The sequence below is a fragment of the uncultured Anaerococcus sp. genome (assembly GCF_947253225.1).
In the GTDB taxonomy this organism is placed as follows: Bacteria; Bacillota; Clostridia; order Tissierellales; family Peptoniphilaceae; genus Anaerococcus.
Window position 1 is genome coordinate 1 of sequence record NZ_CAMXYR010000044.1, and the last position, 12,949, is coordinate 12,949.

Sequence of the window (12,949 nt, forward strand, 5' to 3'; positions counted from 1 at the left end):
TACACCTGTGTTAGGTCGTCGGCAGCGTCAGATGTGTATAAGAGACAGAGGCCTACCTTAAAACAAGTATGGGTGATGCCGTATTAGACAAGGTTTTGGTAAAGTACAAGGCAGTTGGCGATATAGTTGAAGCAATCTTATATCATGATAGAAATCAAGTTCTTAGGGCAAGTCTTAATTTCCCCTTTGAAATCGGCACAATTCACTCTCTACAAGCAGTAGATGTAGATAAAAAAGGTGTTTATTTCAAGATAAAAGAAAATAGGAATATTTTTATGCCTTTTGAAGAAAGAACCTATAAGGTATTAATGGATATGACCTATCCTGTTGCTTTTAAGGAAAATAAGAATGGATATGTTTATCTAACATCAAAGATTAGAGAGCTTTTATCAAATGAGCACTCCTATAGGGAGAATGATGAGGTAAGTGGGAGAATATATTCAATAAATAAGTCAATTGGAGCTTTTATAGCCCTTGAGGATAAGTATGATGCTCTTTTAAGAATGAACGAGCTTAGGGGAGTTCATATAGAAGGTGAACTTATAGAAGCGAGAGTTAAGGAAGTAAAGGCAGACGGAAAAATTGAACTTTCTTTAAGACAAAGAGCCTACCTACAAATGGATGCGGATAGCGATAGGATACTTGATTATCTCTATGACAATGGTGGTGTTGTAAATATATCAGATAAGTCGTCACCAGATAAGATTTATAATGTCTTTAATATGAGTAAGGCCGCCTACAAGAGGGCTCTAGGAAGATTATATAAGAATAATGATATAATAATATATAATAATAGGATTGAATTGAAAGAAGGTATAAATGGAAGAAAAAAATAAACTTTTAGCTGAAGTTAATGGCAAACAAATTCATACAAGTGATGTTTATCAATTAATGGCTAATATGGAAGATGGGCAAAGATTTAATAACGAAGAAGGAATTAAAGTTCTTGCAGATGAGATAGTTAACCAAGAAATCTTACTAAAAGACGCCCTTGACTATAAGTTTGACCAAGAAGAAGAATTTGTAAAAGAGCTTGAAGCAGTTAAAACAAATATGTTGAAAAATTATGCTATGCATAAGATTTTTAGCCAAGTTAAAATAGATGAGGAAGAGATAAAAAAATATTATGAAGAAAATAAAGATACATTAAATCCTCCAATTCTCTACCAAGCCTCACACATATTGATAGAAAATGAGAATGAGGCAAAAAAAGTCAAGGAAGAAATAGATGGAGGACTCGATTTTGCACAAGCAGCTAAAAAATACTCAATTGATCCATCTAAGTCAAACGGAGGGTCACTAGGAAAATTCCCTAAGGGAGTTATGGTTAAAGAATTTCAAGATGGTCTTGACGGATTAAAAGTTGGTGAGATATCAAAACCAGTAAAATCACAATTTGGTTATCATATAATCAAGCTCGAAAATATAGAAAATGTTAAAACACCAACCTATGATGAAATTAAAGACCAGGTTGAACAAAGGGTACTTATGGTAAAAAGACAAGAAGCTTACCTAAAGAAGTTAGATGAATTAAAGAAGGATGTAGAAGTTAAAAAATACTACTAGGTAAAAGTATGGATTATGAATCACAAATCAGTAATCTAAATAGGTATATAGGAGCTAATCTTCCAGAAAATGGAACAATTAAATCTATAGAACAACTTATTATTGATAAGGCTAGAAGTTTGAATCTTGAAATAATAAAATTTTCAGATTGTTACTATATAAAAAAAGGTGATAATCCTAAGGCTCTCTTACACCTAAACTTAGATTACTCCAAGCAAACGATGAAAGTTTCTTGGGAAAATGAAGGTGAAAATAAAATAATAAAAGCCAACTTCAGTATAAATTTGATTACTTCATTTCTAGTTATAACATATTTATTGACTGAATGTAGTAGTAGTTTTGATATTTTACTAACTCACAACAATATCCACATATCTGATAATAAGTATACAGAAATTAGGGACATACTTAGGACAGACAAGATAATTAACTTGAATTTGAGACAGGGTTCATGTGTGGCAGATGAATTTTCAGGCTTAAAACTCTTATTAAATCAGGTTAAGGTTGATAGGTTTGTTCCAGATTACTCATTCAAAACATATAGACTTTCCCTAGATGACTTAACTGGCGGACATGCAGGAGAAGAATCCGACAAGGTCAAACTTAATTCAATAAAACTTTTGATGACAATAATAAGAAAAATTAAAGCAAAAGTTGATCTTGACATAGTTTCGCTTGTTGGTGGAGAAAGGTATGATTTTATACCATCAACTGCGTCTTTAGACCTTATTGTAAATGAGGAATATGAAGCTGACCTTATAAATATATTTGAAATTGTAAAGAATGAAACTATCGAGAAAAACCTCAAGTATGAACCAGATTTAAAATTGACCTTAGTTCAAATTGAAAATAAAAAACAAGATCCGATAACTAAAGAATCATTCAACCATCTAGCTTCATTTATTGAGCTGATACCAATTGGTAGTTACTTTGTAAACTCTGTCGATGACCAAATAGTAAGCTCATGTAATCTTGCTACTGCTAGGAGTTTGAGAAATAATATAAATTTAATACTCGTATTAAGGTCATTGTCAGATGAAAGTATGAAGGCAATGGTTGAAAAATTTAATCTTGCTGCAACGATTTCTTCATCTACGCTAACTGAAAGATATCATATAGATAAATGGAAAAATAATGATAACTCATTGACAGATATTTTCAAGTCCTCCTTCAGAGAAATTAGAGGAGAAGAGTTCAAAGTTATAAAGACTCAGTACTCACTTGATAGCAGTATTATATTTAAAGGTTTAAATGTGAAAATAATATCACTTGGGGTAAAATATAAGAAAGGTGATGATGTTTATTATTCATTTAGCAATGATATATTAAATACAATTATCATTCTTGAAAACGTATTTAACGAAATTAACTAATAGTTAGGAGAGACTATGACAGAAAAATTTAATCTACATGGTCATGAGGTAGAATTTGGTAAGAACGAGGGAAAGGCAATAATTGAAATAGGTTTTGATGAAAACACAGATCAATGTTATCTAATTGATATATTTACAGTTGATGAAACTGACTATGTAGCCTTACTTTCAAGCGAAAGTTCGCAGGTTTATCTATTTTACTATAATGATTCTTTTGATAATGAAGAAATTAACCTTCAGATTATAGAAGATGAAGAAGAAATGGAAGAAGTTTTTCATCTATTTAGTCACTATTGGGACGAGGAAGCCTTAGATAATCTTGTAGAAGATTATGAGAGTGACTTAGATGAAGATGATGTAATTGATGAATAATATACCCTATTATTCTGTAAGTGAGTATTATAAGAATACTTATGGACAAAAAGTATATAAACTACCTATAAAATTATATCTTACTTGCCCCAACAGGGATGGTGCTTGTGGGAGAGGAGGTTGTATTTTCTGCTCAGAATCGGGAGGTTCGTTTGAGAATCTTCCTTCAACTATGACGGTTGAACAACAGCTGGCAAGTAATAAGGAGTATATAGGAAGTAGATATAAAGCGAGCAAATTCATTGCATATTTTCAAAACTTTTCAAATACTTATATGACGCTTAAAGAGTTTAAAGAAGTAATAAGAGCTTGTAATAAGGATTATATCGTAGCTATTGCAATTTCAACTAGAAGTGATTGTGTTACTCGTGATAAGTTGATGTTTTTAGAAGACTTTAGGAAAGAAACTGGCATTGATATTACCTTTGAACTCGGACTACAAACGGCGAATTATAGAAGCTTGGACATCCTCAATAGGGGAGAGTCCTTGGCTGATTTTATAGCTGCTGTAGCCTTATTAAATGAATACAAAATAAGAGTTTGTACTCATGTAATCTTATCCTTACCATGGGATGATTTAAGAGACGTGATAGAAACTGCTAGGATAATAAATTCCTTGAAGGTCAAGGAAGTAAAAATGCATTCTCTTTTTATAGTAAAGGGAACGATGCTTGATAAACTTTACAAAAAAGGTGAAGTAGATATGATTAGCAAGGAAGATTATCAAAGAAATGTAATAGAATTTCTTCGATATTTAGATAAGGATGTAGCTATCGCACGACTTGTAGGTAGAGCACCGAAAGAAGAAACATCTTTTTGTAACTGGGATACATCTTGGTGGCTTATAAGAGATGAAATAGTGAAGTATATGAATTACAATGGAATTGTTCAAGGCGATAAGAGCAAAAAAATAATTTTTGATAAAATCAAGGGGGAATAATATGATTTATTTAGTATTAGGCGAACAAGGTGTTGGAAAAACAAAATATCTAGTTGAAGAAGCTAACAAAGAAAAACAAAAGGGAAATAACAATATTGTTTTTGTGGATGCTGATGATAGCCAAATTACAACACTAGATTATAAGGTAAGACTTATAAATGCTAAAAGCTATAAGGTAGCTAATGTTGATGGTCTTTTAGGATTCTTGGGTGGTATCCTTGCTCGTGACTATGATATTGGAAAAATCTACATTGATGGAATATATGACATTATAGATATTAATAAGGATAATATTGAAGAAGTTTGCCAAAGACTTAGAAGCTTATCTGAATATTCAAAATCTGACATATACCTAGGCTTAGATTGGACAAGTAAAGACGTTCCTAGCTCTCTAGATGCAGAAGTTATTGAATTGAAACTAGAAGATTAGTTGTAACCGTCTCGCTTGAGGCGGTTTTTTATTATGAATATAGAAGAAACAAAACTTAACATATTTGAAAGTTGGAGAAAGGAAATCATTGATTTATTGGATGAGTCGAAGATAGATAAGGATGAGTTCTTAGATTTGAATTATAATTTTATAAGAAAACTTGAACTTAAACCATTTGCACAAATTGATAAACTTCAACAAGCAATTTATAATTACCAGTATTACAATATAATGGCGAAAAAATGCAACTGCGAAGCCAAACTCTATCAAAATATTAAGAAAAAAAAGAAGAATTACAACAAATTAATCAATGATAGGGAAAATTTCTACTACCTAAAAGATTTAGCAACCCAAAGATTATTAGAAATCATTGATTATAAAAACCTTGAGTCATATTTCATAAGTCTCAAATCCAAGAGACTACAGGGGTTTATTTTTGAGATTAACGTCCTTAATATTGAAAAACTTGTGCTTCATTCCAAAAATAAAAGAATTTTGGAAAAATTGAAGGATAAGGGAGTCTTTTGTGAAGAAGCTAGAGCTTCTATAATTGATTCATATGTCAATAAATCATATTAATTATGATAGAAATTCAAATAAATGAAAATGATGGTAACCAGCGCTTTGATAGATTTTTGAGAAAGTATTTTGAAAATGCTCCACTTTCTGTCTTACAAAAAAATATTAGAAAGAAAAACTTCAAAATAAATAATAAGAGAGCTAAAATTGATGATTTTATTTATGCCGGCGACTTTGTTAAAATGTATATCAAGGATGAAGACTATAAAAAACGGCTTACTAAAACTGATTTTACTCCTAGAGATTTTAATCTAGACATAATTTACGAGGATGATAATCTTATCATAATGGATAAAAAAGAGGGGATGTTGACCCATAGTTCTTCAAGTAAAGACTATGGAAATAATTTGGTTGATAATATGCTTTCTTATTTATACAAAACTAAGTCTTTTGACATGAGTGATAAGACCTTTAAACCAGCTGTTGTTAATAGGTTAGATAGGAATACAGCAGGACTAGTTATAGGAGCAAAAAATGCTAGGGCTTTAAGGAGTCTAAATAAGTCTATTAGAGATAATAAGATAGATAAATATTACCTTACTATTGTTAAGGGTAATATTGCGAAAGATTTTACAATTGATACCACTATTACTAAGAATGAAAATAGGAATAAAATAAAGAAATCAAGTGAGGGTTCTCACATAAGAACATTTTTCAAGCCCTTATCAAGCAATGGAAAATATACTCTTCTGGAATGTAAGCTTGACACAGGAAAGACCCACCAGATAAGATTTTCTCTGATGGAAAATTCTACTCCAATAATTGGAGATAGGAAGTATGGAAGTGAGTCAGTTAATGAAAGGCTTAGAAAATATGGAGTCAATAATCAAGTTTTATTAGCCTATAAAGTAAGGTTTGGACAAATCGATGAATTAAGATATTTAGAGGGTAAGGAATTTTATTCGCATAAGAAGAGTAAAGTATTAAAATTAAAAGATGAAATTTTTACTAAGGAGTAGTTATGGGAAAGGTTATTGGAATTGATATCGGCGGAACTAAGATAAATGCGTGTCTTATTGATGATGAAGGAAAAATTCTTGAGAGAAAAGAAGTTCCTACTAATGCAAATAGGGGAAGAGAAGTAGTTCTTGAAAATATTAAGAATGCTATCTACGCCCTTTCTTACAAAGAAGCAAGTGCTATAGGGATTGGTACACCTGGTTTTATTGATTCAGAAAATGGAATAGTAACATTTGCTGGAAATATCAAAGGGTGGACAGGTCTTAACTTAAAAGAAGCAGTAGAAGAGTTTGTCGACGTTCCTGTTTTCGTAGAAAATGATGCTAATATAGCGCTAATTGCAGAAAAATGGATTGGTGCATGCAAGGATTATGATAATGTAGTTATGATTACACTAGGAACTGGACTAGGAGGAGCAATCTATACCAAAGAGGGTGGACTTTTAAAAGGTTCCCACTTCCAAGGAGCGGAGCTAGGTCACTTGTTACTACATCCAGGTGGAGATCCTTGTACTTGTGGTCAAGATGGATGTGCAGAAAGTTATTGCGCTGGAACTGCTTTGACTAAGGATTATGAGAAATTAACTGGTAAAGAATTAAGTGGTCAAGCTATCTTTGACCTAGTTGATACTGATGATGATGCTAGAAAAGTTTTAAACAATTATCAGTCAAATCTAGGCTATCTCTTAACATCTCTTAGAAATATTTTTGATCCTGATGTTATAGTAGTTGGTGGTGGAGTTATTCATGCTAAAGATGTATTCTGGGATGGTATGATTGAAAAATTCCAAGAATATTGTAATAAACCAGGCGATGTAGAGATTATACCAGCCCAATTTTTGAATAATGCAGGGGTGATAGGAGCTGCCAAAATCGCCTTTGAAAGGAATACTAATGGAAAATAAAAAAATATTAATTGTAGATGATGAAGATCCAATTAGACAGTTTATGAAGATTAACCTTGACTATCAAGGTTATCAAACAGTGGAAGCTGCTAGTGGGGAAGAAGCAATTAAGATTTTTGAACAAGAAAAACCAGCTGTAGCAATCCTTGATATAATGCTTCCAGGAATAAGTGGATACGAGGTTTGTGAGAAGATTAGAAGCCTATCACCAATGACTGGGATTATAATGGTATCTGCAAAGTCTCAAGATATTGATAAAATCCTAGGACTTGAAAAAGGGGCTGACGACTATATTATCAAACCATTTAATCCCCAGGAACTTATTTTAAGGGTGAGATCTCTTATGAGAAGAGTTAATTTGGTTCAAACAGATAGCAAGGAAAAAGGCAAAGATAATATAACAGATGGACCTTTTACCTTAGATGTATATGCAAAAAGCTTTTATAAAGGTGATAGAGAAATTGATGTAACCCCTACAGAGTTTACCATTCTTCAAAACTTTATTAAAAATAAGGGAAAGGCAATGACTAGAGATGAAATTATGGCTCAAACATGGGGAGAAAATTATAGTAATGACACTAAAATAGTGGATGTAAACATTAGAAGGATAAGGGCTAAGATTGAAGAAAATCCAGCTAAGCCTGAGTATATTGAAACAGTTTGGGGAACAGGCTATAGATGGAAATAAGAAAAAGTGAAGAATTTATAGAAAGAGAAATTAAATCTTACAATAATGAAAGTCCAAATGAAAGTATAAAATTTTCTGTAATAAAAATAATAATGGTATTTGTATTTACTGTTGTTATTGGATTTGAAATTTTTTCTTTTAATAGCATTAGAACCTATTATGAATCTGCCTTGGCTGACTCTATGAAAAATCAGGCTAGAATCAACCAGCTCCAATACAGCAACTATATGAACAGGTATGACTTATCTGATATTATCATAGGCGATAAGAATATTTTTTATAGACAAAATGAAACCCAGGTTCAAATTCTTGATAACTCTGGTGTTGTTTTGTATGACTCTTTAGGCTCAGATGTGGTTGGCAAAAAACTAGATAGTTTTGATGTTAATTCTGCTATAGAAGGCAAGCAAGATTTTTCTAAAAGTAAGAGAGAAGGCAGTGGAGAAAAAGTTATGTCTTTATCCTACCCCCTTCTATCATCTGACCAACAAGTTGGAATTATTAGACTTACGAGCTCCTTAGACAAAGTATCAAAGAGAATTACTGAGGATGCTTTTTGGTATGTTTTATTTGGAGTTGTTGTAACAATTGCCGCTCTTATAGTATCATTTTTTGCAGCAACAAGCTTTGTTAGACCAATAAATGAGCTGATTGGTGTTTCCGAAAAGCTAGCGGCTGGTGATTACTCTGTAAAGGCTGAAGTTAAGGGCAATAATGAGATATCAGAATTAGCTAGCACCCTAAATAATTTGAGTGATAACATTATAAAAAGAGAAGATATGAAAAATGAATTTATCTCTTCAGTATCTCATGAACTTAGGACTCCACTAACATCTATAAAAGGCTGGGCAATTACTCTTCAAGCTCCAGAGATCCAAAAAAATGAAGATATGATGGGCCAAGGTCTAAAAATAATAGAAGATGAAGGAGATAGGCTATCAATGATGGTTGAAGATTTATTGGATTTCTCAAGACTTTCATCATCTAACTTTAAATATAATAAGGAAAAATTAGATATTGTAGAGTTAAGTAAGCAAGTTCATACTCAACTTTTCCCTAGAACAAGTAGTCGAAACATCGACTTTAAATTTGTGACTATTTATAAGAATCTACCAGTCTATGCAGATAAAAATAGAATGAAAGAAGTCCTTATAAATATAATTGATAATGCTATTAAATTTACAGAAGATGGTGGAGAAATTGACCTTATTCTAGATCAAGAAGACGAGAAGGTTCTCATAACTATCAAGGATAATGGCGAAGGTATTAAAGATGATGAGATTGCCTTTGTTGCAAGCAAGTTCTATAAAGGTTCATCTTCTAAATCTCAAACAGGTCTTGGTCTTTCAATCTGTGAAGAAATTATAAAAGCCCATGGTGGAAAATTAGTAATTAAGAGCAAGCACAAAGTTGGAACGTCAGTAATAGTAGAAATTCCGAGGTTAGAAGATGAAAAAGTTTATTAAAAACTTATATATATTAATAGTAATATTAGTTTTGACTTCCTGTACAAACTCGGATCCAGAAGATTTGAATAGTTTAATACAGACACCCAAGCAAGATGTTCCATCCATAGCTGGAACACGGAAGGTCGTTGAAGTTGATGGAGAGATGAAGGCGGACAAAGAAGTAAATTCTAAGGTTGGGGATTTAATATATATAGATAAAAATTTAGTTGCTATAGGAGATAACTACGCTTTTCCACCTACTTTTTCATCAAAATATGTAAATTTATTAAAATATTTTAAAAACAGGGGCATCGAAAATAAGAAAATAGATAAGAAGGAAAATGTAACAATAATAAATGCTTCTCAAGGTCAGCTTTTTGCTAAAGACTTTATTAAAAAATCAGATACAAAGTTATTATTTATATCGAATGATACTTTAGTTACACTAGAAAAAATTTCAAATAAAGTGGATAGCAAAGTAATTAGTGAGTACTCTAAGAGAGCTAGCAAAGAAAGAACTACAACTCAGGATGGGGAAGAAGTCGCAGAGGATGTAGCTTTGCTAATTGGAGTTAGAGAAAGAGTGGATAGTTCTAATGATAATTCAGTTTATAATTATTATACTTATCTACTTAGAATAAAAGATGATAATAGCATCACATATAAAAAAGTCTACAATATCTTCATAAAAAACAATGAAGAATATTGGTCAGTTAATGCAAAAAATAACAACATAACAAATAATTATGATGAGATACTATCATATCCTATTAGATTAAGAGATAAAATGAATGATTCAACTGTCAGAAACAAATATTCTTTTAAGAATATAAACCTAGACATGAGAATAAATTATGTATCTAGCGATTTTATATCTATTGATTATACTAGCTCTGAAAATAATAATCCTATTAGAAAGTATGCCATTTTTGAAACAAAAAATTTATCTGACCAAAACTTCATGTCATTGGAAGAATTTACAGGTGAACAAGATTCTGACCTAATTTTTAAGGAAAGAGTTCAGGAAGAAGCAGACACGAATTTTAAGGAGATTAATCAAGGAAGCATTGCCTTTGATAATACTAATTTTGGTATAGTTAGGAATCAAGGACAATGGATATTTCAATCATCAATATCGGCGGGAGATGGTGAAAGTTTTGTACAAAATTTCTTCCCAATGGAAATAGCTATTGGTAATCAAATGATTAATAAAACTACTAAAAAGAATACTATAACAAGGGATCAAGTTAGAAATATTAATAGCGAGTTTAAGGATTATTATATTTTAGCAAATGGAAAATATATTGTAATTCAAACACCTGATGAAATTTTGGTTCACAGAATAAAGGATAGCCTTATTGACAAAAAACCGATTTATTCTATACCTACAATCAACTCTTCATCAATTGTTAGTATTGATGAACAAACAGGAACAAGTGCAGAAAATCTAGAATCAGCTTTCACAAATTATAATAAAATTATTGAAGATTATAAATAATTTATTTGACTAGAACTTTATTTTTCTGTTATTATTTTAGAAGGAGAAAATATGGAGTTACTCTTTGCAAGTGGAAATAAAGACAAGCTAATAGAAGTTAGGGAAATGCTCGGAAATGACCTTATAAAGATGCCGAAGGATGTTGGAATAAACGACTTTTACGTTGTAGAAGATGGGAAAACCCTAGAAGAAAATGCCTACAAGAAGGCTCATGCTTTGTATGAACTCACAGGAAAGCCAGTTTTTGCAGATGATACAGGGCTTTTTGTGGATGCTTTGGAAATGAGACCAGGCATCTATTCACACAGGTATGCTGGAGAAAATGCGACTTATCTTGATAATAGAAACAAGCTTTTGGATGAGCTTAAAGATAAGTCATCAAGAAAAGCTTGCTTTAAAACTGTTATAGCTTTTATAGATTCAAGCGGTAACTGCCATTATTTTGAGGGAATATTGAATGGAGAAATTACCAAGGAGGAAAAGGGAGTAGGTGATTTTGGCTACGATAAGATTTTTCTTGCTGATGGTTTTTCTAAGACTTTAGCAGAAATGAGTGTTCATGAAAAAAATCAGATATCTCACAGGGCAAAGGCTATGCAGAAATTCAAAGATTTTTTAGGTGAGATATGAAGATTTTAGTAACAAGTGATACTCACGGTATGTATGATACAATAAGTGATTATATTTTATCTAACAATGATATTGACTTGATGATTCACGCTGGTGATGGGCTGGAAGATGTTAAAAACATTTATTACGAAACTGGAATAAACTACTACGCAGTTAAGGGGAATAACGATTATTTTTCTTCAGGAGATTATGAAAAGGTAGTAGATATTGGCGATAGGAGAATATTCCTTTGTCATGGACATAAATATGATGTTGACTATACCTATGAGCGTTTGCTAGAACGAGCTAGTGAGCTTGATTGTAGTATCGTTATCTTTGGACATATCCATATTTTTGTAAACGAAGTTAGAAATAATATATTGCTACTAAACCCAGGTTCACCAACTTTACCAAGAGATGGCAGTAGAGGTTTTGTAATTTTAGATATAAATGATAAAATCAACGTAACTAAAGTTAGTGTTAATTAAGGGAGGAAGTATGACTGGACTAATAAATTTAGTTTCTCAATATTCATCAAGACTGGCAATATTACCAATATTTTCCATTATAATGGGTGCAGTTTCTGTTATCCTATATTTTATTAGTAATAAAAGAATTGTAAAATACATTCCATCTTTTGGAGTTGGTATTATTTCAATAATTACAGCTATAATTTCCTTAGCTACCTTTACGAGTAAGACTGGCTTGAATATGGCTTGGATTGCTATATTTTTGGGAAGTTCTGCTTTAGTTGGAATAATATGTGCATATGCTATTGAGCTTATTATGCAAATAAAAGAAAAAATGGAAGGTATGGATGGCTTAGACGTATCGAAAGTTAAGTCAAAGCAAAGAGTAGCAAAAAAACGTCAAGCTAGCAAGAAAACTAGAAATAAGGGAGCCTAGGATGGGGAAAAGACGAGCTGCATTTTTTGATATTGATGGAACACTTTTTAGAAATTCTCTACTTGTAGAGCATTTTATTAAGCTTAGTAAAGATGGTATACTTAGGGATAATCCTTGGAATGATGAAATTGGACCTTTATTTGAAAAGTATCAGAATAGAGTTGGTGCTTATGAAGACTACTTAGATAAGGCGGCCTTAGTTTATCAAAAAAGCATGGTTGGTCTTGATAGGAAGGTAATACAAAAGTACTCAAAAATTGTAATTGAAGAAAATAAAAATAAGGTTTATTTGATTACTAGAAAAGCCGTAGAAAGACATAAGGAAAATGGGGATTTAATTTTCTTTATCTCAGGGTCTCCAGACTTTTTGGTAGATTCTTTCGCAGAATTTTATGGAGCAACTGAATCTATTTCGACTGCTTACATCTTTGATGAAAATGATAAATTTACTGGTAAAATAAATCCTATGTGGGATGGAAAAAGCAAACTTTCAGCAATTAAGGATTTGGATAAGAGATATAACATAGATTTAGAAAATTCTTACTCATATGGTGATACTAATGGCGACATAACTATGTTTCAAATGGTTGGAAATCCTCACGCCATTAATCCTAGCTATGAGTTAATAGAGAAACTTTATTCAGATGAAGATTTAAGGAATAAAGCTGTTATAAAC

The 12,949-nt window shown here is 31.7% G+C and carries 16 protein-coding genes; all 16 read left to right on the top strand.

Annotation, left to right across the window (positions count from 1 at the left end; genetic code table 11):
- Positions 1-68 precede the first annotated feature (68 nt).
- The gene (locus Q0W95_RS05860) at positions 69-836 is read left to right on the top strand and encodes an RNA-binding protein (RefSeq protein ID WP_297790824.1); all 768 of its coding nucleotides are present in this window, start codon (positions 69-71) and stop codon (positions 834-836) included.
- A complete protein-coding gene (locus tag Q0W95_RS05865; RefSeq protein WP_297790826.1) occupies positions 820-1,566 on the top strand; it encodes a peptidylprolyl isomerase in 747 nt (248 codons plus the stop codon). The genes Q0W95_RS05860 and Q0W95_RS05865 overlap by 17 nt, the downstream gene beginning before the upstream one ends.
- Positions 1,567-1,574: 8 nt before the next feature.
- Positions 1,575-2,939, top strand: coding sequence for a hypothetical protein (locus tag Q0W95_RS05870; protein ID WP_297790828.1), 1,365 nt, complete (start codon positions 1,575-1,577; stop codon positions 2,937-2,939).
- Positions 2,940-2,954: 15 nt separating this feature from the next.
- A complete protein-coding gene (locus Q0W95_RS05875; RefSeq protein ID WP_297790829.1) occupies positions 2,955-3,311 on the top strand; it encodes a DUF1292 domain-containing protein in 357 nt (118 codons plus the stop codon).
- Complete coding sequence (locus tag Q0W95_RS05880; protein ID WP_297790831.1) at positions 3,304-4,251, top strand: TIGR01212 family radical SAM protein; 948 nt, start codon at positions 3,304-3,306, stop codon at positions 4,249-4,251. The genes Q0W95_RS05875 and Q0W95_RS05880 overlap by 8 nt, the downstream gene beginning before the upstream one ends.
- 1 nt (position 4,252) lies before the next feature.
- Positions 4,253-4,681 carry a hypothetical protein gene (locus Q0W95_RS05885; protein WP_297790833.1) on the top strand — a complete coding sequence of 143 codons (429 nt, stop codon included), beginning with the start codon at positions 4,253-4,255 and terminating at the stop codon, positions 4,679-4,681.
- Between the two features lie 33 nt (positions 4,682-4,714).
- Positions 4,715-5,260, top strand: coding sequence for a DUF6648 family protein (locus Q0W95_RS05890; protein ID WP_297790835.1), 546 nt, complete (start codon positions 4,715-4,717; stop codon positions 5,258-5,260).
- 2 nt (positions 5,261-5,262) lie between these two features.
- Positions 5,263-6,219 (top strand): RluA family pseudouridine synthase, encoded by a 957-nt coding sequence (locus tag Q0W95_RS05895; RefSeq protein WP_297790837.1) that lies wholly within the window; start codon positions 5,263-5,265, stop codon positions 6,217-6,219.
- 2 nt (positions 6,220-6,221) lie between these two features.
- Positions 6,222-7,124, top strand: coding sequence for an ROK family protein (locus Q0W95_RS05900; RefSeq protein ID WP_297790839.1), 903 nt, complete (start codon positions 6,222-6,224; stop codon positions 7,122-7,124).
- Entirely contained in the window at positions 7,114-7,812 is a 699-nt protein-coding gene (locus Q0W95_RS05905) for a response regulator transcription factor (protein WP_297790841.1), read from the top strand. Before Q0W95_RS05900 ends, Q0W95_RS05905 begins: the two co-directional genes overlap by 11 nt.
- Entirely contained in the window at positions 7,803-9,278 is a 1,476-nt protein-coding gene (locus Q0W95_RS05910) for a HAMP domain-containing sensor histidine kinase (protein WP_297790843.1), read from the top strand. The genes Q0W95_RS05905 and Q0W95_RS05910 overlap by 10 nt, the downstream gene beginning before the upstream one ends.
- Positions 9,262-10,758 (top strand): hypothetical protein, encoded by a 1,497-nt coding sequence (locus Q0W95_RS05915; protein ID WP_297790845.1) that lies wholly within the window; start codon positions 9,262-9,264, stop codon positions 10,756-10,758. The genes Q0W95_RS05910 and Q0W95_RS05915 overlap by 17 nt, the downstream gene beginning before the upstream one ends.
- Positions 10,759-10,809: 51 nt before the next feature.
- Positions 10,810-11,388 carry an RdgB/HAM1 family non-canonical purine NTP pyrophosphatase gene (rdgB, locus tag Q0W95_RS05920; RefSeq protein WP_297790847.1) on the top strand — a complete coding sequence of 193 codons (579 nt, stop codon included), beginning with the start codon at positions 10,810-10,812 and terminating at the stop codon, positions 11,386-11,388.
- Complete coding sequence (locus tag Q0W95_RS05925) at positions 11,385-11,855, top strand: metallophosphoesterase (protein ID WP_297790849.1); 471 nt, start codon at positions 11,385-11,387, stop codon at positions 11,853-11,855. The genes rdgB and Q0W95_RS05925 overlap by 4 nt, the downstream gene beginning before the upstream one ends.
- Positions 11,856-11,865: 10 nt before the next feature.
- The gene (locus Q0W95_RS05930) at positions 11,866-12,273 is read left to right on the top strand and encodes a hypothetical protein (protein ID WP_297790851.1); all 408 of its coding nucleotides are present in this window, start codon (positions 11,866-11,868) and stop codon (positions 12,271-12,273) included.
- 1 nt (position 12,274) lies between these two features.
- Positions 12,275-12,949: HAD-IB family hydrolase (locus tag Q0W95_RS05935; RefSeq protein ID WP_297790853.1), on the top strand; the 675-nt coding region annotated here is incomplete at its 3' end.